This is a genomic window from Vibrio sp. 1580 (assembly GCF_033340055.1).
In genome coordinates this window covers 54,880-77,302 of sequence record NZ_JAWOVT010000001.1, presented here as the reverse complement: position 1 = coordinate 77,302, position 22,423 = coordinate 54,880, and the positions used below count along the sequence as shown (strand labels likewise).

The window sequence follows — 22,423 nt, the reverse complement described above, 5'->3', positions numbered from 1 at the left end:
TTGTAAATCAAACTTTAATGAAAAGTGCACGCGCAAACGTTTTAATGTTGAGCAGTTTGCCAATAAATCAACATTTTCAGTGATCAAAAAACCCATTAAAATATCAATTGCACACCGTTCAATTAAGTGTAATCATTAACACAATCTATGGAGTCCCACTGTAAGATAAATTGAAGGATCAAATAACTCTATGAAAAGCACCTCGACACTCTTAGGATTAACGATTTTTTATGCCATCGTGTTTTTATTTTCTGCGTTGGAACCTAACTCACGTGCAGTTTGGTTTGCGGAGATTATCCCGGCGATTGGTATTCTTGTTGCTATTTGGGCGATTTCGATTCGCTATCAGTTCAGTAATACGGCTTACTTTTTAATGTTCATCTGGCTCTGTTTGCACACTATCGGTGCGAAATATACGTTCTCCGAAGTGCCGTTTGACTGGTTTAACGACATGATTGGTTCAGAGCGAAATAATTTTGATCGCGTTGCGCACTTTTCAATTGGCCTTTACGCATATCCGATCGCTGAATACTTGATAAACAAAAAACGGTTCAACAAAGCGTTCTCTTGCTGGTTTGCTTTGTTTGCTATCATGTCACTTGCTGCTGGCTATGAGATTATCGAATGGTGGTATGCGGAGTTGGCTGGTGGCGATGAGGGAATTGCCTTTCTGGGCTCGCAAGGTGACATATGGGACGCCCAGAAAGATATGTTGTGCGATACCGTTGGTGCAGTGTTGTCGTTATTCTTAATGTCGGCTCAACGTCGATTCTCTCAACCATTCTAAATAAGGGTTAAACCCATCAACAATTGGAACCTGTACGATTTGAGCGACCTCGTATTCGTGCAGGTTTTCTATTTTCTCTTCCACCAATTCATAAAGTTCTCGACGAGTTTTGATGACTAGCAACCATTCGTTGTCAGTACAAACCTCCCCTTTCCAAACGTAGTGGCTTTCAATAGGCATTGTTTGAATACACGCGGCTAATTGGGCATCTAGCAAACCTTTAATGATCTGATCTCGATTTTTTTCATTACTGGTTGTACTTAAAACCATGCAATAGTCATGTTTCATACTCATTTTCTAGCCCTTCATTATTTCATTGTCACTTTGCCGCCAATCATTTTGTAAGCGGGGGTTCCTCTTACTAAAGTATCTCTTGCAAACTCTTGTCCGCAAGCGGGGCAAATACATGGGGTTTGTGTGAAATCGTCAACAATGCGCTCTTTGAAGCATTTAACCAGTGCGCCTTTCCCGCCTTTACGGTACTTAAATAGTTGAGTTTTACACTTTGAGCAATAGATATCGACGGTTTTCGTCGGCTGCTTCTTATTCGGTTTCGCCATGGTTACTTTCTATATCCGGTTTGACCCATACATTATTAAAATCAAACCAACCTAAGGCATTACACTTTGCATTTTGTAACGCACCGCTGTGGTCTTTATTCACGCCTAGCCAACAGTGAAACATAGGAATCACCTGACAGCTTTTTACTAACTGTCGTCCTAGCTCACGCGCAGGAAAGTCTGTGTGCATCCCAGCACGCCATTGATCGACAAGTTTAGCCCATTCACTAAAATCGTAACCTGAACTGAACTTCTCAATATCACTGTAATCCAGGAGCCAGCCCGCCAACGCGTCATTTCGGTTCGTTGCAATGCCCATAGCTTTCACCCAGATATCCACTTCCTCCGGTGCGGGCGGTTGAGAATCATAACGAATAAACTCAACCTCTATACCGTGCGGTTTTAAGAGTGTCTTGATGGCCTTGGCAACTACTGGAAACATCGGATGCTTTTTCTGATACGCTACGGAAATTACCTTATTAGCCTGTGGTACGCTGCCCAATTCTGCTGGCCTAAGATCAATCCAACCGGGCTTAAGGCCAAAGGCTTGCAATACTCCCAGTTCCATCACTTTATCTTGTGGGACATGCGCGTAAATCTGGTGACTGTTGAGGGTTTGCGAGAGGAACTCTGCCCAACGTGGATCTTTTGCAATCCCAGTGTTTTTGTTTAGTAATAGGAATGTACAGCCAGGGTCCAGCTCGACTTCATCGGATGAACCTTGTTTATCCATCTTCGGCTTTGACAGGCTTGGATAAACCATTGAAGAATAGGCTTCATCGATTACCCACACCTCCACTTGGTCAAGTAAAGGGCGAAAACCAAAGTAGCCATCAAAAGCAGTCAAAATAAGACGCTTATCATCATTCATTTTAACTTGGAACGGCCCTGTTCCTATCGGTTGTCTATCAAAGCTTTCAGAACGCAAAGCACTCGGTAGCAAAATTTTTGCTTGCGACTCACTCAGAGCCAGAGGCAGGTAGCGATCAGGACGGACGAGCTCAATATCAACGGTCCACTCTTGTGGTGAAGACACCCGCTTTATGTGAGAAAACAAGTTCAAGCCATTTAACGCAAGCACACTTTCAAGAACACAACTGGTTGTTAACGGTTCACCATTATGAAAGCGTACTCCACGACGAAGATAAAAACGCCAATGAGTATCAGAAATTGCTTCCCACGTGTGGGCTAAATCTGGTTGAAGTTGTTCATTTTCATCAAGGCGAGTGAGTCCGCTAAAAATTTGTCTGGCGATGTGCTGTTCAGAACGCCGCATCGGTTTCTGCGGGTTTAACATCGACAATGGTCGATAATAAGGCAAACGCACGACCTGCTCGCCCTGTCGATGCTGAAGCCCTAAATAACCTTGGATAACCTGCGTCAATCGTGCCGCATCGTTATCAAGCGCATCTAGAGCCTGACCGATTTTCCCTTCATCGAGATAACGCCTGGCGAGGTTTTCGCTGACGTCGCTTCGATTACGTTTAAAAACGAGTTTCGAAAGTTTTCCTCGACCCGCTGCCGGATGCCACTCAATCCAGCCCTCTTCTTCAAGTTTATTTAGAACAATACGAGCATTACGACGTGTACAAAACAACGCTTCCGTGATGTCTTCGAGCTGAACGTCCGTATCGTGACCGGAAAATTTTTCAAACAGTGTTTCGAACTGAACACGTAAACGAGGGCTACTCATAAAGAGGAAATTCTTATCTTGTTGTCGATAAGCTAAGTTTCCTCATTTTTTCCAAAAAGTGCAAACATCACACTATAAATTATTGAATATCGATACCAATTTCTCGCGAAAGTTCAGCCAGTTGTACCTCGTTGTCCAGCTTGATAGACCATTTGCACTCTGCTCCATGAGATAAAACAACGTTCGCTCCTCTACCCAGCAGCTGAATTGCATCGGTTTGCGCTTGCAAGGTTACCATTGCACTGCCGGAGAGCTTAATCACTATTTCACGCTGGGTTGCAATGATTTTTCCTAATGAAAACTCAATCACCATCTTAGTTTATACCGACTTTGTTTTGTGTTGTTTCACAGCGATGGTCAAGCGACTGGTACACACTAAACGGCCTCGCTCATCAGTGATATCGATTTGCCACACTTGCGTTGAAATACCCAGATGAAGCGGTTTTGCCGTACCAATCACATGACCACTTCGCATGGCTCGCACATGGTTCGCGTTAATATCTAAACCGACGCAGTAGCTGCCCTCATCGACAGAGAAGTTTGCAGCCAATGAGCCTAATGTTTCTGCGAGCACGACTGATGCACCACCGTGAAGCATTCCTAAAGGTTGATGAGTAAAGCTGCATACGGGCATGGTTGCTGTAAGGGAGTCGTCAGTGAAATCTGTATATTTAATTTGTAGGTGCTCGATCAGGGTATTTTTTGACGTGGCATTCAGAATCTCTATGCTTACGGGCTTTTTCCATATACTCATTGTTTTACTCTTAGTTTCACAAACTGGTTTGTTAGGTTGTAACGATGTGCTAAGAAGCTAGCATAGACGCTACCTGGGCATAACTTCAAGACGTAACATCTCACCTTATTTATTAATCAGATGAATAACTTGATCCATGCATCATGTTACTATTTGGGTATATACTATTGCTTCAAAACAAAAAATTAAATGGAGCCTGTTATGAAGGTATGGATGAAAGCCTCTGCTCTTTTAACTATCGCGGGTTTAACAGCGTGTAGCGCATCACCGACGGGTCGCAACCAGATCCTGATGTTTTCAGATCAGGAAATGTCATCGCTTGGCGCTAAATCTTTCGAACAAATGAAGAAAGATATCCCAATCAGCAAAGATCGCAAAACGAATGCCTACGTTCAATGCGTTGCCAAACACATCACTGACACCATTCCCGCTCAATCTGGATTTAAAGACTGGGAAGTCGTTGTTTTTGATAGTGAACAAGTCAATGCGTTTGCTCTACCAGGTGGGAAGATCGGCGTGTATACCGGGCTTTTAGATGTCGCGAAAAACCAAGATCAGTTGGCAACAGTCATTGGTCACGAAGTCGCTCACGTCCTCGCTGACCACAGTAATGAACGTCTCTCACAAAGTCAGTTAGCAAATGCAGGGTTGTCTCTAGCAAACGTTGCCATTGGCGCTTCCGAGTACAAACAGTATCAACAAATGACGATGGCGGCACTTGGTGTCGGTGTCCAATACGGTGTTATTTTGCCATACGGTCGTACTCAGGAATCTGAGGCTGATATTGTCGGGCTGGAATTCATGGCAAAAGCAGGTTTCGACCCACGTCAAAGTGTCGATTTATGGAAAAATATGAGTGCTGCATCAGGTGGTTCTCAACCACCTGAATTCTTCTCAACCCACCCATCGCACAGTACGCGCATTAAAGATTTACAAGCAACCATAAATAAGCTGCCTGCGTATAACGCGAAAGCACCAAGATGTGGCTAATTAATTGCTACTATCGTCTACGACTTAAGCTTGCCAAATAAAAAAGCTCCCTAGGGAGCTTTTAATGATTCTAATCAAGTGCCCAATATCTGTAGCGGCAAACTTAACAAACTATCTCCGAGAGTGGCAAAATACCAGATGATAGAAACAAAACCTCCGACAGAGACCAAGTACCAAGCCAGTGAGAATAGCTGCCCATAACGGGTTAATGGCAATAAATGGCTTTGATGTCGAGCTCTCCATTCCATCACCACTTCCAACATTCCCATTAACAATAAAAACCCTAGCAACGTCAGACCGAAATAGTAACTGATAAAAATGCCTAATAAAGCGGTCGCAATACTGCCAACTAACCCGACCCAAGTATTCATTGAGAAGGTAATACTTTTGAGCACATGGCCACCATCTAATGGTAAAATAGGCAGCAGATTAAATAGGTTTAGCAAGGCGTTAAACACAGCAAGCCCAGCGAAGATCACCTCACCAGTCATCCAATAAAGCAAAGTAAAAACAATACTAAGTACTAAACCGAAAAATGGTCCCATGATTGAGATAACCACATCCTGCCAGCGCGTGTTTATCTTTTCGTCACTTAGCGCCAAACCACCTAGGAATGGAATCAAATAGATTCCTTTGGTCTTCATTCCAAAATACTTCATCGCTCTAATGTGACCATATTCATGAAAAACCAAACAAGCGATCAATGCTAGCGCGAACTCGATGGAAAAAAGCCAAGAATATGCAGCGAGACTTGCAGACGCTAACGCCACTTTAATAACTTTCGCACTTTTAAGTGCTTTCATCCCAAGAGATACGAGACCTATTATACTTAAACGCTTTTCGGATGGTGGCGTAACTTCTGGCACTTGGCGCTCGATGTCTTTTTCATTTCGACAACCTTCGTTGACGAGCTCACCGTTAATTGTGACCTTGTAACTCAATTCAAACGGTTGCCATGTTAAAGAACACTCTAAATGACAGTTCAGGATTTCCTCACCCGCAGAGAGCCTAAACTGGTGTAGACAAGTCTCTGCGGTATTGTCACTGGCATCGATTTGAGACACCAACGTATTATCCCAATATAACTGCTGCCACCCAGCCATCGATCCTTCGAGCCTTAGCGAACGACCTAAAAAGTCAACATTCAGTAATTCCAATGCGGTTCCTATTGCGTCTATTGAATAACTACATAGCGAGCGCGAATTATGCCTGTGAAGTGAAGAAACAGCAAAGCGAGCTATCTCTTGATTTGATCGTTATTTAACTATAAAGCTCGCAAAACAATTCTGGTCGTACCATTCTCTTCAAAAATATAACGATAATACATGCCCTTACAAGCCATCGTTTGACCTATGCATCATATTTAAAACGCAAAATACGCTCAAACTTTGACAAGTTATTAAACATACAATTAACATTACATTTACATCACCGTTGTATTTCGCGTATTAACAATTGGTGTAAGTACCACACAACAATTACAAGGACTTCGGTCCAGCATTATGACACCCTAGGAGGGTCAAGGATGAACAAGAAGCACTGCTCTCTGCTTACAATTTCAATATTGTTTGCGTGTAATGCCCACTCAGCGGGCTTCCAGGTAGCTGAACATTCGGCATCTGGTCTTGGTCGAGCATTTTCAGGTGAAGGGGCTGTCGCAGATAATGCCAGCGTCCTTGCTCGTAACCCTGCAGCAATGACACTTTTCAAAGAAGCTCAATTTTCGGGCGCGTTATCTATCATCGACCCTGAAGTCGATGTGTACGACACTGTAAACAATGAACACGCGAAAGATGTCGCCCCTTTACAGATAGTGCCAGCAGGTTATTACATCAGCCCTATCAATGATAACTGGGCTTGGGGCATCGGTATGTTCACAACATACGGTGTTGCCACTGACTATCCAAATGATATTTCCGCAGGTGATATGGCGGGTGACACTTCCCTACTTTCAGTAAACATCAACCCTAATGTCGCTTACCGTATCAACGAGTCTTTCAGTGTCGGTGGTGGTATCAACCTAGTATACGCTGAAGCAGAGCTGACTCGCCACAAAGGCGCACTCGCCGGTATTTTAGGTGGTAATAAGTCCGATAACCTTGTCGGCATGGAAGGTGAAACTTTCGCTTGGGGTTGGAATGTCGGCGCTTTATTTGAGCTAAATGAAAACAACCGTTTTGGCTTTGGCTACCGCTCTAAGGTTGATCTAGATTTTGATGACGGTGAGTTTAGTAGTTACGACTCTGGTCGAGCTTCATCACCAAAAGTTGATGGCCGTTTAAAAATCTCTCTCCCTTCAATTATCGAATTATCGGCTTTCCATCAACTGAATGAACAATGGGCTGTACATTACGGCTGGCAACAAACCGACTGGAGCACATTTAAAGAACTAAAAGCGACCAGTAACGAATGTAATGACGGAGTATGTTTCTTTAAACCTGAGAAATATGAAGACAACAATCGCTACTCCATTGGTGCAACTTACATACTTAATACAGACTGGACATTCCGTGCAGGCTTTGCGTACGACGAACAAGCAGGTGAAGCGACATTGAGTATTCCTGACAGTGACCGTTTTTGGTACAGCGCGGGCCTAACTTACGCAATGAGTGAGAATTTAACTTTCGATGCAGGCTTTGCACTTGTTAAGAGTAAATCAGGCTCTTTCACTGAGACAAATGCTCTGGGTGAAGAGATTAAGTTTGACTCAGAAGGTACTGCTTACATCAGCGCGGTACAGATGAACTACACCTTCAAATAATGGGATTACGGAGTAAACCAATGAAACACACGTTTAAATTATCAATGCTTTGTTCTGCAATCCTTCTTGCTGGTTGTGGTGATGATACTTCCAGCTCTGGTACTTCCGACAAAGTTCAATTTGAAGATGAAGTCCAAGCATTGCTTGATCGCGAAACATCCATCAGTTTTACGCTTCAAGGAGCGAACGCAGATGTACCGGCACCGTCTTACTTATTAATGGACACAAGCGATGGTACGCTTGGTCTGCCAACTGATGGCGATGATGCTTTAACCAACCCTAGAGCCTCGATGAATACGATGGATGGATGGTCAACGTCTATGCCAATCGTTCTTAACTTCAACGGCGATGGTTTTGCAACGGGCATGCTGTCGTCTGGTGTTAAAGTCATCAAGATTAACCAACGCTTAACCGAGTGGGACGGTAAATCTAACCCAATCGAAGAGGTACTCGTTCAGAATCAGGACTACGTAGTTCAAGCAAAAGGTAACTCTCTATACATCCAGTTCTTGGCTGCGCTTGATGAGTCAAGCGAGTACATTTTTGCGGTTACACAAGATGTTACTGACGTGAATGGTGAGCCAATTGGTACATCAGCAAGTTATGCGACTGGTAAATCGAAAGAAATCGTTTATGAAACTGGCGACCTTGCTTCTGTTCAAGCAGTCACTCAGGCGGTTGAAGGCATTTTTGGTATCGCCAAAGTAAACCCTAACGACATCGTTTATTCCTCATGGTTCAGTACCCAGTCTGTAGGTGATACGTTAGCGGCAGTCAAAGGAGTAACCGCTACTGGTTTTTCTACCGGCGCAAACACACTAAATACCGTTTACAAAAATGACTCAAACGAAGGTTCAGTTGACTTATCAACGGCCTACACAATAACGCTCGGTGAAACCCAAGACTTTAGCACTGCGCTAGACTCTGACGATGACTTTAGTAAATACATTAGCGATCTAGACGCAGCTAAAACGGCAATTAAAGGCCTTTACATGCAATCAGGTGCCGATGTAAGCGTGACACAAGGTGTGGTAAGACTGCCTCATTACCTGGAAAAAGGCGCAAGCTGGAACATGCAACCAATGGTATCTGCGATGCCAAGCCTAGCGAAGCTAAGCGCAGCATTAGCGGATCCGAACGAGCAAGCAAACATGGTTCAGCAGCTATCAACAGGCGTTTTTGCAAATGATCCTGTTGATGTGACAAAGCTTGCTACAGATCCTACAGAGCAGCTAAAACTTGTTGGAGCTAAGCTTACTCTTACCGATGGTACCCAGCTTGATAGTGAGCGTATCATTACTCGCTACTCGCCTGTTCCCGTAGTGAAATCGGTTGAAGATGTCGAAGTACTGGTCTTCACACCTAAATCTGGCGTCGCGACAGACGTTGTGATTTATCAACACGGCATCACCTCAGCGAAAGAGAATGCGTACGCGTTCGCGTTCAATATGGTAAAAGCAGGTGTGGCAGTTATCGCTATTGACTTACCTATTCATGGTACGCGCAGCTTAGATGAACAACGTTCCGCAAATGCGAATGTACTGGCTTATCTAAATCTTTCCAACTTAGCCGTTGCGCGTGACAACCTACGTCAAAGTGTTCTGGATGTGTTAGGTTTGCGCGCTAGCTTGGTAGTATCTGCTCAAGGCGGTCTTTTAGCTGGAGGTCCTCTGCAAGGCTTCAACCCAATGACGGGTTCAAAAGTCAAAATGCTAGGTCATTCACTTGGCGGTATTGTCGCTACATCTGCCGTCGCAGCAGCAAACAATACATTGGGCAGCCCTACTGCGGATGCACTGTACACCTTTAGTTCTGCATCAGTACAGAACTCTGGTGGACAAATTGGTAATTTGTTACTGGGTTCAGACAATTACGGCCCTCAGATCAAACATAACCTCGCTTATGCAGCATCTAAAGACTATGCGAGTTACGCTGATGCATCATGTGCGGATCTAGAAGATAAAACATGTTACGAAGCATTTGAGGCTGCGGCAACGGAAGCTCAAGTAGCAGCGCTAGAAGCAGGTTTTTCACAATTTATCTATGCAGCACAGACTACACTAGACACTGTCGATCCGTTCACAAACGCTTCAGATTTAGTGGCATCTGGTTCGCTAACGACACCATTCTTTATGACAGAAGTGGATGGCGATAGCACAGTACCAAACAGCGTTCCAAATGCACCATTCGCGGGTACTGAACCGCTCGCTAATAAGCTAGGGTTGAAGACTGTGAACAGTACGGACACTACTGTGAATGCAACTGCGAGCTTTGTACAGTTTAATGCTACTGCATCGCACAGTACTTTTGCTTCGCCAAATGGCACTCTGTCTGATATTGATCATCATGTAGAGATGCAGATGGAAAACACTGACTTCTTGATGGATGAAACACTAACAGGTGTCACTAACACTTCTGTTTTGAAGTAATCGTAACGCCCTTCCTACCAAAGCCCAGTTTCTACTGGGCTTTTTCATTTCAATTGTATTCAAACCCACTCATATTTCCTCTGCTATAGTTAAAACGATGTCTTTGCCTAACTCACTTGTTTAAAAGGAAAACTCTATGCGCGTATTGACTGTTATTGCCACTGTATTACTTCTTGCTGCATGCGGAAGTAGCCAATATCTGATGTCGACAAATGAAGGGAAAATTATTACCTCTTACGGTAAACCAGACCTGAACGAGGAAACGGGTATGTACGAGTATGAAGACATGGATGGTAAAGAAATGAGTATTTCAAAAGAGCAAATTGTCCAGATTGTCGAACGTTAACGACAGGCCCTCTGTAAATTAGAGGGCTATGTTCTAGCCACCCTCTCTCTACATTTACCTCTTTTAGGCTTGTAATCGTTGTAGAAATTGACACAACTAATTCATAAGCCAAAACAATTAATAGTGTCTTTTATACTTCCGTATTATTTATTTAGCGAATATTTTACATCTTCACCTTAATCAGGTTGGAGTATTGTAAAATCTAGTCTTTAATTCGCTAACACCCTTTTATTTCTCAGGATAAAGTGGATAATACCGCCACAAAATAACATTACTAAGGTGAGTCCTTATGTCTATTGAAGCTACTCTGCTTGCGCGCTGCGAGTCAAAATGTGAACTGTGTTCTTCTGAATCTCAACTAACTGCATACGCTGTCCCACCTCACGGTAATGTGACGGTTGATACTGCCATTATGGTTTGTGATAAGTGTCTGGGTGAGATCGATGAGCCAAAAGACATTAACCACTGGCGTTGTCTAAACGAAAGCATGTGGAGCCAGGTTCCTGCTGTACAAGTGACTGCATGGCGCCAACTCACTCGCCTAAACACAGAAAGCTGGGCTCAAGATGCTCTTGACATGATGTACATGGAAGAAGAGCAAATGAACTGGGCAATGAAAGGGATGTCTGCTGACGATAAAACGGTTGACTGTAACGGCACTGAACTTAAGAAAGGTGACGATGTAACAGTAATTAAAGACCTACCAGTAAAAGGCACTAACCAAGTAATCAAACAAGGTACAGTGATTCGTGGTATTAGCCTTGGCGATGATCCAAAGCTAGTTTCGGGTAAGGCAAATGGTGGTCAGTCGATGTACGTGATCGCAGAATACTGCCGCAAGAAGTAATATCGCACTTCAGTCATGTCAAAACGGGGCACCAATGGTGCCCCGTTTTTCTATACAACACTTAATCTACTATCATGTCTACCTCCTCTAGAGTGTTTCTTTTCTAGGGCGTAGGTTGAGTAGGCATGTTTTACAAATAAAAAAATACCGGCTCATAGGCCGGTATTTCTTACTCTATTTCAATATTAACGGTACATACCGATGTCTTTTTGAATATGTGCTGACAAGTCTTCTGCGTAGTAACTGCGTGGCGCAGTGTTATCTACAAATAGAATGTCCAGTAAGTGAGCAATCAGTCCTTTGAAGTTAACCGCGTAGGTTTTCTTATCCATAGAGGTTGGTAAAGCTACATTTGTCATTTGCATTGCTTGTGCCATGATTGCCTCTCTTTAAAAGCAGTAGTCTGTTTAGTTGGTTGTATATTAGTCAGTTTCTTATTGTTTAAGAAATGACAAATTTTACCCATTCAAATTAGAATTTCTAATAAAACAAACTCATTACAAAACTCAAAAATACAAATGAATAATAACGGCATAAATAATCACAATTGCTGTAATTACATTGAATAACTGAACATTACCTGCATAATCGCCCCTTAAGAAACAACATATATTTAACAATATTTTTCGTTATTTCTTTTGATTTTAGTGCTTACTTTATATTTTTTGATTAGTAATATTAACGCTAGTTTGACGCTTCGCTTTATTTTTTAGGAGTGATGCCACCACTGCCGATGTCATCACAACAACTAAAAATGTGAGAGACCATGTTGTCGGAATCTCATATTCTGTTCCAACCAATAGCATTTTTACCCCGATAAACATCATGATTACTGATAATGCTGGTTTTAAGTATACAAACTTGTCTAACATTGCTTGAAGAACAAAGTACAGCGATCGTAAACCCAATAATGCAAATACGTTCGCGGCTAAGACTAAAAATGGCTCTCGCGTTACCGCGAATATAGCTGGTATAGAATCCAACGCAAACATAACGTCCATTAGTGCAATGACACCAACAACGATCAGCATCGGTGTTGCCACCCACTTACCAGCTTGCTTTAAGATTAAGTGATTTCCTTGGTAGTCATCTGTAACTGGCAATACCTTTCGAATCAACTGCTCCGGATATGGATTAACTTCTTCTGCTTCGCCTTTGTCGCGAGCTAGCTTAACACCTGTCCAAATAAGGAAAGCAGCAAATAAGTACAATACCCAGTGATACTGTGCAAGTAACTGAGCACCAACCGCAATCATGACAGCGCGTAAAACTAGCGCACCTATCACCCCCCAAAGCAATGCTCTCGGACGCAAATGCTCCGGCACACTGTATTGTGCAAAGATGATGGCAAACACAAACAAGTTATCAACGCTTAACGACTTCTCTAGTAAGTAACCAGTTAAGAATGAAATCGTTGCTTTGTCGTTCGTATAAGCGCTATGTGGCGCGTAAAAGTCCCAGAATAAATAAATAGAACCTGCAAAAACAAAGGCAAGCAAGAACCAAAAAACACTCCAAACGATGGCTTTTTTCATCGTGATAGCGCCACCACGTGTTTGATAGATATCAAGCGTAACAAGAACAAGGGTAAATAAACCAAAAGCACCATACATCGCTAATGATTCTTGAAGAGGCACCGATTGGCTCAATTGGGTGGTATTTTCGATAAGAGACATATTTCCTCCCATGGCGGAAGGACTTCGTTTGGTGACCTTCCGCATACAATAACAACCAACAGCCACATAACGATTATGTGCTGCTAGTCAATGAATGCGTTGGTCTCGTTGAAGTGTTGATGTGAATAAACCACGTAACACCTTTACTTACCGGATAAGCTGATGCTTAACGAGATGACGATAAGTAAACTTGCGCTAACTACTCCCCAAACGTCGACATAATAACGCCGAGCGTCAGGCTTTCCAACAAAAAAGCCTTGTCTTATCGAAATAAAATTCTTATCAAAAATCAGGAAGCACTATAAAAAGAAAGAAATGGATTCAACCACCTGAACTTTAGTAAACAGACAAAAAGCAGCAAATGGATCAAGACAAACTCTTCATTGGTTAGAGCCCTAACGGGGAAGATAGATACAAAAAAGGAGCATTACTGCTCCCTTTTGTAACATCCACATTCTTAGCAATTCAAAAGCCGCTTAGAGGCACAAAGTAGACCAGTGTTGACCAAATTGCGATCCAGGCAACCACGACTGCCGTATCTGCCCAATCTTTATTCCACATACTGCCATCCTCATCAACCCATGTAGTAAGTGGAGAGCAGCAAAATCAATACCAGTATCTATTATCGACGTCGCTTTGTGTAAAGTTTGTGACTTTGATTCAAACAGTTTGGCTCATCGGTCAGGAGTTCAATAAAACAATCAGCCATGGACAAACTGGTCACACGTCCTTCTCCTTTCATCTCCTGCAATGCGTCGTACCCCTCTTTCCCTTTCATCGTATAGGCAGAAGAAGTCCCTCGATACCAAACATCATCTTGAACACCAACCCATTGTTTGCCATCAAAAATCACTAATGATTGAACTCTTTCACCTTTTGGGGCATCTGCGTGGTACTCGAAGTTTAAATTGTAAGTGTACGGATAACTGCCAGATCCAGTGCCTTCTACGCCATTGTTGAGTGCATTATTTATCGCGCCTTCAAGTGCACGGCGAATAGCGCTGCCTTTTACATCGTAAAAGCCGATAGGAACGGCAAAAGGCAACAGCCGTCCGGCAATGTCTGCCACTGTAATGTTGCCAGGGTTCAAAGAGGTTCGCACGCCACCCGCATTATGAATTGCAAATTGAACGTCATATCCACGTTTGTTTAAACAGTGCAGAAATGATCGGGCAACGGAGGAAGCCAACTCACTCTCACCAAATTCATCGGGAATTCTCACATGACGCTTTTTGGTGTCAACACTAGCAATGACTTGTGACTGTAACTGCCTGACCTGAGGAATATATTTATCGCTCAGGATCGCTTGAGTTTCCGGGTGTTTCTTACAAACCACGACATTCGGTTGACCATGGATGAAGTCGCACGCGGTTTCGAATACACCTTGGTCGAGCTGTTGGTTTAGCGTCGAGTCCCAAAAAATACGTCGACCAAGCAACAGTTCATTTTGTCCACTCAACATCGTTGCTTTACCGTGTTCATCAAACTCAATGACGCAGTGCCCCATTGTCAAAGCATGGAAACCCGCTTGCACCACATAGGTATCATTAATTTTGATACCGTAGGGATCGTCTTGTCCTAACCCTATTGATGAAAAATCACCTTGCAACCGGTGGCTGTGTCCACCAACAATTATACCAATACCTGCGACTTGCTCAGCTAACTCTAAATCACCTTCATAACCTAAGTGGCTCAGAAGAATAATATTTTTTATACCTGATGAATGGATTTGTTTTACGGTCGCCTTGGCGGTTTCAATTGCTGAGTGAAAAGGCGTGTCTGCATCAGGGTTTGCGATGTCGCTCATTTTATCTATGGATAATCCGAAAATCGCGACCCGCTCACCATGGAATTCTTTAACAATGTATTGAGCGCTCTGTGTATCCGGTTGGTAACTATATACATCCTTGCAATCACTGATACGGTGAGGTTTTTTAAGTGATTCATTGGATAAATCCCAGTTGCCAGCAAGCAATGGGAACTGAGTACGTTGGCAAAACAATGCAACTGGCTCATTCCCCATATCTAATTCATGGTTACCTAACGCCATTGCATCAATCTTTAATGCGTTCAATAAGTCGGCATTGGCTTTGCCTTTAAATAGTGAGAAATACAGCGTGCCTTGGAAGCAATCTCCGGCGTGGAGGAACAACATCCCACGACCTTGGCGCTGAGCATCATCTCTTAACTGCTCGACTCGGGTTGCGATACGAGAAAAGCCGCCAGCACTGACATAGGGCTCTAGCGTGAGTTCATTGTTTATCTTAAGCTTTAACTGTAATGACGTTGGTTCAAAGTAGGAATGTGTGTCATTGATGTGTGCCAGTTTGATTCTCACTGGCTTATGATTGTTATTCATCTTCATCTTCTCTTTTTTCATTCCTTATAATAATAAGAAGTGAATCATGACAGAATCATGAATTTTATGAAACTGCGATTTAGGATTTCATGTTTAAGTGATCACGATGCTGTCCCCTGGCTTTGAAAGCAAGCCTCGCTTGTAACGGTCTCTATTCAGTAAGAGGCTCTCGTAATTTTGTGAACTGAGCTTAACTCAAAAATTCCGAATTCATATATGCTTAGGAGTAGCAAAATAACTCTCGATAATTCAAATAATTGCAAGGAGGATTGAGATGAGACTAGAACGCATCGAAATCTCCGGGTTTAGAGGCATCAAACGCCTTTCACTCTCTTTTGACGAACTCACCACGCTTATCGGTGAAAACACGTGGGGCAAATCATCATTACTCGATGCCCTTTCCATCGCATTACCTGCCAATGGCTCATTGTATCAATTCAAACTGAAAGATTTTCACGTTGACTACTCAATTTCTCATCCACAAACACAACACTTACAGATCATTGTTTGTTTTAAAGCACAGGATAAAAACGAAGTAAAAGCGGGACGCTACAGACGCATAAAGCCTACATGGTGCACCAACGAAGATGGTGAGCAAGTCATTTACTATCGTATTAGTGCGTCTCGCGATGAGCACGGCATTAATACAGAGTACGCGTTTTTGGATCATAACGGCAAACCCAAAAAACTTCACCACTCAGAGAAACTCGCTATTGAGTTAATGACACTTCATCCTGTAATCCGACTACGTGACTCCCGACGCTTCCCAGATTTAAACCATGTCAACGGCGATGGTAAAAATGCTCGGATTGAAAAACGAATCAACAACACCTGTCGACGCTTATTGGCTATGCCTGGCCATGTGAATAAAGGTGAGATTCGTAGTAGCCTCGACTCAATGCAAACGCTTGTTGAACACTATTTTGCGTTCAGAAGTGTCAGTAAAGGTAACCCACGCAAACCTCGTGATGGTCTTTTCTATACAAGCCCTTCCTCTGATAAAGGTTTGAGTCAGTTCTTGAAAGAAACCAATGACAAACAAAGCCGTTTGCTTTTAATGGGGTTACTCAATGCCTATCTTCAAGCTAAGGGTCCCACCGATTTAAGGCGCTGTGCGAGACCAATACTGATCATTGAAGATCCAGAAGGTCGACTGCATCCAACTCATCTAGCGAGAGCGTGGTCCTTATTGCAATTGTTGCCAATGCAAAAGATATTAACCACCAACAGTGGCACGTTACTCGGTTCTGTTCCACTGTATTCAATTCGACGTTTAATTCGGCTATCAGACAGAACCATCGCTAAGAGTTTAAACTCAACAAAGTTTGGTCGAGATGAGTTGCGCCGAATTGGTTTCCATATTCGTTTTCATCGTTCAGGAGCATTATTTGCGCGGTGCTGGTTACTTGTTGAGGGCGAAACCGAAGTTTGGCTTTTTCATGAACTGGCTCGTCAATGCGGGTATGACTTGGCTGCCGAAGGGGTTCAAATCGTTGAGTTTGCTCAATCAGGTCTAAAATCACTCATCAAAGTAGCAAAAGAGTTTGGTATTGATTGGCATGTCGTTACCGATGGCGACCCAGCAGGGAAAAAGTACGCGCATGCAGTGCGAGCACAGCTCGACCATGATCAGGAAAGGCATCGACTTACGGAGTTACCCGACCGAGACATCGAGCACTTTCTGTACAACAATGGTTTTGAACTTTTCTTTAAGGACATCATCAAAGTTCCTCATGACCACCCTATCCCTGCTAAAAAAGTCGTAAATCGTGTTTTGAAAAAACATGCAAAACCGGACTTAGCTTTGGCCATTGTTTCTCATTGTGAAGAGAAAGGCATGGAGTGTATTCCTGTACTTCTGCGCTGGACACTTAAACGCGTTGTTACCATGGCCAACGGCAATACATGAGTTAGGCGTATTTCACACTCAGCGTATTGTCTTGTAATACAAAAAAAGCACACCAATTTGGTGTGCTTGTATCAAACATCATTAATTTTGATTAAGGGTATTGAGAGGGATAAAACTCAATACACAGTGGATACCAATAAGATCGGGGGTTCACTACTGTGCTTGCTCAGCAAGCGAAGAAGAAGTAGCGGTTGATTTCGTATGCAACCATAGCCCTGTCGCTTTCATTAGATAGCCAAACACACCACCTAGCAACAACGATGGAATGACAAGTTGCCAGTTTCCGTCAGCCGCAAATGTTGCGCATGAACCAATAAAAGTACCAGGGATGTACGCGAGCCAAGCTTGTTTAGCTTGAATACACATGAAGAATGCCACAATAGCGGTAATCACATAGCCAATAATTTCCAACCCCACGTAAGTGGAACCGTGAATAATTACCATTGCCCAGAATACGCCTGTTATATTGGTGATTAAGCTGATACCTAGTCCTTTCAATCCGCTAGTTGGCGCTGCAAAGTAGCTCGTGCAACCTAAAAAACCAGCCCAAGAAAGCAAACCTAAAGAGATGGCGATCCAACCCCATACGCCAGATAAAATTCCAGTAGTGATAGAAATAGCTAAAAGTGTCGTCATGGTAGTCATACCTACTCGGCTATTATCGTACCTATATGGTTCAATAACTGCCTTCATACATTGAAATCAAGGAGACATGTTAGATACATCAGCTCAGCTTATCGGTGATATTGATCACAATAAAATATTATTATTTTCACAATTTACATTAAAAGTTTGACGCAACCGATAAATCAACAGATTTAGGGAATAAACCCAACTCATCTCGTAGGCATGTTTAATCAACCTTTAAAGAACTGAAGGCTTCCCTTTCATCATTCGTAGTCCCTCTCTTTTAATGCAGTCGACTAATGGGTTTTCTGCCATATCTGAACGCCATATAAATGAAAGCGTCCTTTCCATTTTTAACTCAGGTACATTTAATGCCACAAGATGACCTGCTTCTATATATCGCTCTACATCTAAATACGGTAAGCAAGTAAGGTACTGACCATTAGCAACTAAACTACGTAACACCGGAACGTGTTCGTACTCGCGCCACACATCCAAATCTTCAATAAGGTGGTGAATAGAACTATCAAATGTTTTTCGTGTGCCAGAGCCATGCTCTCTTAGTACCCACTTCGCTTGCTCTAACTGCGCAAGGCTAACAGACTGATTACGCGCAAAAGGATGATGAGAAGCTGCGACAACAGTAAGATGATCACGACACCATACTTCTTGGTGTAAACGGTTATCATCACAGCGCCCTTCAATAATCCCTAAGTCATACTTGTAATCTAATACCCCATCAATCACCCCTTTTGTACTTTGTACACCGAGGGAAATACGCATTTCTGGAAAGTCATTATCAATGATACTGATAAGGTCGGGAACTAAGTGCTCTGCTGGAGTTTGACTCGCTCCCATACGAATCTCACCACTCAATAAATGTTGCTCATAGAAGCCCATTTCAATCTGCAATGCATCTTGTAGCAAGCGTTTTGCTTTTGGTCGTAACCACATCCCCCAATGGGTTAACGCCATTTGCTTGCCTTGCCTCTCAAACAACGGCCTGCCAAGCATCTTCTCTAATTGCGCAAGCGACATGCTTGTCGCTGATTGTGTCAAAGCCAATTTTTCTGCGGCTTGGCTTACACTGCCGGTATCTGCAACTGCGTCGAAAACCGCTAATTGCTTAAGTGAGTAGCGCAAAGTGTCCTCCATTATTAGTGGGTATTTCCCAATCCCCACAATTGTTAAAGCATGCCCCAATAAGCAATAGAGTTCATTTTACCTAGCCCCGTAAAGTTATCAATTAATTTGATGAGGTTTCTAAATATTATCAATTTTACCTTACTAACCGTTCTCCCTATTCTGAGTACGCGGTTCGGGAACACCGCAAGCCTCAATAGTTTTGAAACTGAAGTCATTGAGGCTCTTAATAAAAACAACAATTTCATTTTTGAGTTAATAACCAAGGATTTTTTATGCGATTACAAATTAAGGAGTCAATATGGCGGTGACCAGTTCTCAAAATCACCAGTATTTTTCTCCAAAAGAGATGATGGTTGAAGCGGAAAAATTTGCGTTAAGTAAGGCAAACAAAACCAGCAGTATGACATTAAGCCTCGCCATTATGGCCGGCGCGTTCATCGGGTTAGCATTCTTGTTTTACATCACGGTGACCACCGGCAGTACGGGCGCTGGTTGGGGCTTGAGCCGCCTAGCTGGTGGACTCGCATTTAGCATGGGATTGATCCTCATAGTGATCTGCGGTGGTGAATTATTTACCAGCTCCGTCCTATCCAGTATTTCTTGGGCCAATAAGCAAATCTCGTTCGGTAAGATGCTTTCGATCTGGGGCAAAGTTTACGTTGGTAACTTTATTGGTGCGATGTTCCTACTTGCGCTGGTTACTGCTGCTGGTCTTTATCAGATGGATGGCGGTCAATGGGGATTAAATGCGCTTAACATCGCACAACACAAACTTCACCACACTCTCATTCAAGCGTTTGCACTCGGTATTCTCTGTAACCTGTTGGTCTGCCTAGCGATTTGGCTGACATTTAGTTCTGCAAATGCAATGACAAAAGCAGCAATGACAATTTTGCCTGTGGCAATGTTTGTCAGCAGCGGTTTTGAGCACTGTGTTGCGAACATGTTTATGGTTCCACTTGGTATTGTTATCGCGAATTTTGCACCTGAATCTTTTTGGGCATCTGTCGGTGTGCCCGCGTCACAATACACAGACCTAAACATTAGCCACTTTATTACCGCTAACTTAATTCCTGTCACGCTTGGCAACATCGTCGGCGGAGCGGTATTAGTTGGCCTTTCAAACTGGTGTATTTTTCGCCGACCAGAACTAAAAGCAGCGAATATTTCTTCTATCACTACAACTACAACACTGTCGTCAGTTAAGGATTTCACCATGAAAAATGCCTCTTTTGTTAAAGACATTATGAACCCAAAACCAATCACCATTCGTGCAGAAACGCCAATTGCAGCCGCGCTGGATGTGTTACTTGATAACAACGTAACTAGCGCACCTGTTGTAGACGTACAAAATCGATTAGTTGGCTTCTTCTCTGCTCACGATGTGATGGTAGAACTATGGTGTGAGGACTACATTCCGGTGAAAGACCAAAAAGTCGTCGACATCATGAGCCGAGATGTGGTCGCAATTGACGCTGGTGATCGTCTCGTTGATGTTGTGGAATTCCTATGTATCGATAAAGAGCAGTTGTACCCAGCGAGCAGTATGGGTATTGCCACTCGCTTGACGTCTTTGTCTCTCGAAGAACGCGCTAAAAGTATCAAAGTAAGTAAGCCACAAGTGCTTCCTGTGCTTGAAAATGGGCAGATGGTCGGGGTGGTTACTCGTACTGAAGTATTAAAAGCACTACGCCCGATTTTTGGTGAGCGTTTAAACCTAGTGGAAAAAAGCGAGTTAGAAACAGCGTAATTCGCTAAACATTTACAACGTCTATTGGCTTTCAATCGCTATCACTGACTGGTTTATCGATGTTAGTGATGTGATTAAGATAATAAAAAAGCGCTCTTCAAGTGAAGAGCGCTTTTAGTGTATCTAAAAGGAACTAATTACTTCTTAATACCTTCGATATGAAGTTCCATATCGACGTAGCTTGAAGCACCCATTACTGGGATGTCAAAGTCAGCAAGCTCTAGGCGAGTGTTGCCAACAAAGCCAGCGCGCTCGCCGCCCCATGGGTCACTGCCAGCACCAACGAATTCAGCCTCAATAGTAATAGGCTTAGTAACACCGTGTAGCGTTAGATCACCAGTTACATCTAGTTTGCCATTGCCTTTATCAACCACTTTTGTGCTCGTAAAGGTTGCTTCACTGTATTTACCAGCATCGATGAAGTCACCACTACGAATGTGTTTGTCACGTTCAGCATGGTTTGAATCTAGGCTGGTTGTATCAACAACAACATTTACTTTTGAGTCAGCAATGTTGTTTTCATCAAAAGAAAAGTCACCAGAAAATGTATTGAAACGACCTTTGATGAAACTGTAACCCAAGTGGCTAACTTTAAAGTTGATTGAAGCGTGAGCACCTTTGGTATCGATGACATAATCTGCAGCTTGCGCACCAAATGGCAGTGCCATAGCGATAGCTAATCCTGTAGCGAAAAGTGACTTTTTCATTTTGAAGCTCCTAACATTTTTCTTAATGTGTTGTCTTTATCGATAAAGTGGTGTTTTAGTGCAGCAATAGCATGTAAACCTGCAATCAGGATGACTGCCCAAGCTGCATAGAAGTGAATCTCACCTGCAATATCTGATTGGCCTGGGAATAACTCTCCCGCTCCTGGCACGGTGAACCAATTAAACACTTCGATGCCGCGTCCATCAGACGTTGAAATGAGGTAACCTGAAACAAAGATGGTGACCAATAGTAGGTACATGACACCATGCGCTGCTTTAGCAGCAAGCACTTCGTAACGTTTGCCTTCTATCTTTGGTGACGCCGTCACATGTTTCCATACGATGCGTGCCAAAGTTAAAATAGCGAGTAAAATACCGACAGAGCGATGGTAATGCGGCGCAGTTCGATACCATTCGCTGTAATAGCTAAGGTCGACCATCCACAAACCCACTGCAAATAGACCAATAATGCACAGCGCTGATAACCAATGCATCACGCGTGCAGTAAGGTTGTAATTCTTTACCAGTGTATCCATCTCAAGTTCCTAGATATATTCCTAAGTTAATGCTGAGCAAGAAACACTACATTAACCTATTTACGTCATATGAAACAGATTATTTACCATCATTTACATCTAGCCAATGGTACCGTATCTATCAAGTTGTTCGAATTTTTTGAAGGAACTTTAAATCGTTTGTAAAACTGAAACTTACAGCTTAATTTCTTGTTCTATCTCATACAGCTCTTCGGAAACTTCTAACATTCTGCGTTCAACCAGTAACTTAGCATCTTCAACACCCTTGTTATAATAAATTGGCCCTAGTTTTTCTGTAATAAAATCAATTAGAAACTCACTATCGAACTGGCCAATTTCAACATCTAGCTCGTCTTGCATGTAATCTTGAATGGCGGTGGCCAGCGCCTCTTTTTGTGCGCGTTCTAGCTTTATCATTTTTTCCCTTTCAAATTTTTGTTCAACTTCTGCTTCTTTCATGTTGTTCTATGAAAGATTAGACACGGTCATTTGTGAGAAATTTGGTGTTTAGATCAAGAAGTTGCCGAAGTAAATTAGTCTATTCTC

Annotated in this window: 22 protein-coding genes; 8 read left to right on the top strand and 14 right to left on the bottom strand. The window is 42.9% G+C overall.

Features of this window, described 5'->3' with window-relative positions; genetic code table 11:
• The first annotated feature begins 190 nt into the window (after window positions 1-190).
• Window positions 191-787: a DUF2238 domain-containing protein gene (locus tag R7093_RS00340; RefSeq protein WP_005376330.1), complete on the top strand. Its 597-nt coding sequence runs from the start codon at window positions 191-193 to the stop codon at window positions 785-787.
• On the opposite strand, the gene cutA is transcribed toward R7093_RS00340, so the two are convergent.
• From cutA to R7093_RS00315, 5 genes are all read right to left on the bottom strand, one after another.
• Complete coding sequence (cutA, locus tag R7093_RS00335) at window positions 749-1,081, bottom strand: divalent-cation tolerance protein CutA (RefSeq protein WP_017634166.1); 333 nt, start codon at window positions 1,079-1,081, stop codon at window positions 749-751. The two genes, R7093_RS00340 and cutA, sit on opposite strands and share 39 nt — an antisense overlap.
• A 14-nt stretch (window positions 1,082-1,095) precedes the next feature.
• Complete coding sequence (locus R7093_RS00330) at window positions 1,096-1,347, bottom strand: hypothetical protein (protein WP_017634167.1); 252 nt, start codon at window positions 1,345-1,347, stop codon at window positions 1,096-1,098.
• The gene (locus R7093_RS00325) at window positions 1,331-3,040 is read right to left on the bottom strand and encodes an SgrR family transcriptional regulator (protein ID WP_258481987.1); all 1,710 of its coding nucleotides are present in this window, start codon (window positions 3,038-3,040) and stop codon (window positions 1,331-1,333) included. The genes R7093_RS00330 and R7093_RS00325 overlap by 17 nt, the downstream gene beginning before the upstream one ends.
• 79 nt (window positions 3,041-3,119) lie before the next feature.
• Complete coding sequence (locus tag R7093_RS00320) at window positions 3,120-3,353, bottom strand: DUF3389 domain-containing protein (protein ID WP_005386281.1); 234 nt, start codon at window positions 3,351-3,353, stop codon at window positions 3,120-3,122.
• Between the two features lie 6 nt (window positions 3,354-3,359).
• Complete coding sequence (locus tag R7093_RS00315) at window positions 3,360-3,794, bottom strand: hotdog fold thioesterase (RefSeq protein ID WP_005376340.1); 435 nt, start codon at window positions 3,792-3,794, stop codon at window positions 3,360-3,362.
• A gap of 201 nt (window positions 3,795-3,995) precedes the next feature.
• Between R7093_RS00315 and R7093_RS00310 the strand changes: the two genes are divergently transcribed.
• On the top strand, window positions 3,996-4,784 hold the full coding sequence (locus R7093_RS00310; protein ID WP_017634168.1) for a M48 family metallopeptidase: 789 nt from the start codon (window positions 3,996-3,998) through the stop codon (window positions 4,782-4,784).
• A 74-nt stretch (window positions 4,785-4,858) separates the two neighbouring features.
• On the opposite strand, the gene R7093_RS00305 is transcribed toward R7093_RS00310, so the two are convergent.
• Window positions 4,859-5,887, bottom strand: a complete 1,029-nt coding sequence (locus tag R7093_RS00305) for a site-2 protease family protein (RefSeq protein ID WP_047103591.1) — start codon at window positions 5,885-5,887, stop codon at window positions 4,859-4,861.
• Window positions 5,888-6,309: 422 nt separating this feature from the next.
• On the opposite strand from R7093_RS00305, the gene R7093_RS00300 reads away from it, so the two are divergent.
• The 4 genes from R7093_RS00300 to R7093_RS00285 all read left to right on the top strand — a co-directional run bounded on the left by R7093_RS00300 (window position 6,310) and on the right by R7093_RS00285 (window position 11,167).
• Window positions 6,310-7,545 (top strand): outer membrane protein transport protein, encoded by a 1,236-nt coding sequence (locus R7093_RS00300; RefSeq protein WP_005376347.1) that lies wholly within the window; start codon window positions 6,310-6,312, stop codon window positions 7,543-7,545.
• Between the two features lie 20 nt (window positions 7,546-7,565).
• Window positions 7,566-9,974 carry a VolA/Pla-1 family phospholipase gene (locus tag R7093_RS00295; protein ID WP_318146446.1) on the top strand — a complete coding sequence of 803 codons (2,409 nt, stop codon included), beginning with the start codon at window positions 7,566-7,568 and terminating at the stop codon, window positions 9,972-9,974.
• Between the two features lie 136 nt (window positions 9,975-10,110).
• Complete coding sequence (locus tag R7093_RS00290; RefSeq protein WP_005376349.1) at window positions 10,111-10,320, top strand: YgdI/YgdR family lipoprotein; 210 nt, start codon at window positions 10,111-10,113, stop codon at window positions 10,318-10,320.
• A 289-nt stretch (window positions 10,321-10,609) separates the two neighbouring features.
• Window positions 10,610-11,167, top strand: coding sequence for a PhnA domain-containing protein (locus R7093_RS00285; RefSeq protein ID WP_005376350.1), 558 nt, complete (start codon window positions 10,610-10,612; stop codon window positions 11,165-11,167).
• Window positions 11,168-11,352: 185 nt separating this feature from the next.
• Here the strand turns inward: R7093_RS00285 and R7093_RS00280 are convergent, their stop codons facing one another.
• From R7093_RS00280 to R7093_RS00270, 3 genes are all read right to left on the bottom strand, one after another.
• Window positions 11,353-11,544 carry a hypothetical protein gene (locus tag R7093_RS00280; RefSeq protein ID WP_005376351.1) on the bottom strand — a complete coding sequence of 64 codons (192 nt, stop codon included), beginning with the start codon at window positions 11,542-11,544 and terminating at the stop codon, window positions 11,353-11,355.
• Between the two features lie 279 nt (window positions 11,545-11,823).
• The gene (locus R7093_RS00275; protein ID WP_225466258.1) at window positions 11,824-12,843 is read right to left on the bottom strand and encodes a TerC/Alx family metal homeostasis membrane protein; all 1,020 of its coding nucleotides are present in this window, start codon (window positions 12,841-12,843) and stop codon (window positions 11,824-11,826) included.
• A gap of 622 nt (window positions 12,844-13,465) precedes the next feature.
• Window positions 13,466-15,208 (bottom strand): bifunctional metallophosphatase/5'-nucleotidase, encoded by a 1,743-nt coding sequence (locus R7093_RS00270; protein ID WP_152665730.1) that lies wholly within the window; start codon window positions 15,206-15,208, stop codon window positions 13,466-13,468.
• 268 nt (window positions 15,209-15,476) lie between these two features.
• Here R7093_RS00270 and R7093_RS00265 point away from each other — a divergent pair, with 268 nt between their 5' ends.
• A complete protein-coding gene (locus tag R7093_RS00265) occupies window positions 15,477-17,111 on the top strand; it encodes an ATP-dependent endonuclease (RefSeq protein ID WP_047103581.1) in 1,635 nt (544 codons plus the stop codon).
• A gap of 153 nt (window positions 17,112-17,264) precedes the next feature.
• On the opposite strand, the gene R7093_RS00260 is transcribed toward R7093_RS00265, so the two are convergent.
• A complete protein-coding gene (locus R7093_RS00260) occupies window positions 17,265-17,747 on the bottom strand; it encodes a DUF1097 domain-containing protein (protein ID WP_047103579.1) in 483 nt (160 codons plus the stop codon).
• 228 nt (window positions 17,748-17,975) lie between these two features.
• The gene (locus R7093_RS00255) at window positions 17,976-18,881 is read right to left on the bottom strand and encodes a LysR substrate-binding domain-containing protein (RefSeq protein ID WP_005376369.1); all 906 of its coding nucleotides are present in this window, start codon (window positions 18,879-18,881) and stop codon (window positions 17,976-17,978) included.
• 301 nt (window positions 18,882-19,182) lie between these two features.
• On the opposite strand from R7093_RS00255, the gene focA reads away from it, so the two are divergent.
• Window positions 19,183-20,634: a formate transporter FocA gene (focA, locus tag R7093_RS00250; protein WP_047103578.1), complete on the top strand. Its 1,452-nt coding sequence runs from the start codon at window positions 19,183-19,185 to the stop codon at window positions 20,632-20,634.
• A 137-nt stretch (window positions 20,635-20,771) separates the two neighbouring features.
• Here the strand turns inward: focA and R7093_RS00245 are convergent, their stop codons facing one another.
• The 3 genes from R7093_RS00245 to R7093_RS00235 form a co-directional block, all read right to left on the bottom strand.
• Entirely contained in the window at window positions 20,772-21,341 is a 570-nt protein-coding gene (locus R7093_RS00245; protein WP_017634178.1) for a YceI family protein, read from the bottom strand.
• Window positions 21,338-21,877, bottom strand: coding sequence for a cytochrome b (locus R7093_RS00240; RefSeq protein WP_047103577.1), 540 nt, complete (start codon window positions 21,875-21,877; stop codon window positions 21,338-21,340). The genes R7093_RS00245 and R7093_RS00240 overlap by 4 nt, the downstream gene beginning before the upstream one ends.
• A gap of 174 nt (window positions 21,878-22,051) precedes the next feature.
• Window positions 22,052-22,294, bottom strand: a complete 243-nt coding sequence (locus tag R7093_RS00235) for a DUF2164 domain-containing protein (RefSeq protein WP_042520836.1) — start codon at window positions 22,292-22,294, stop codon at window positions 22,052-22,054.
• Between the last annotated feature and the right edge of the window lie 129 nt (window positions 22,295-22,423).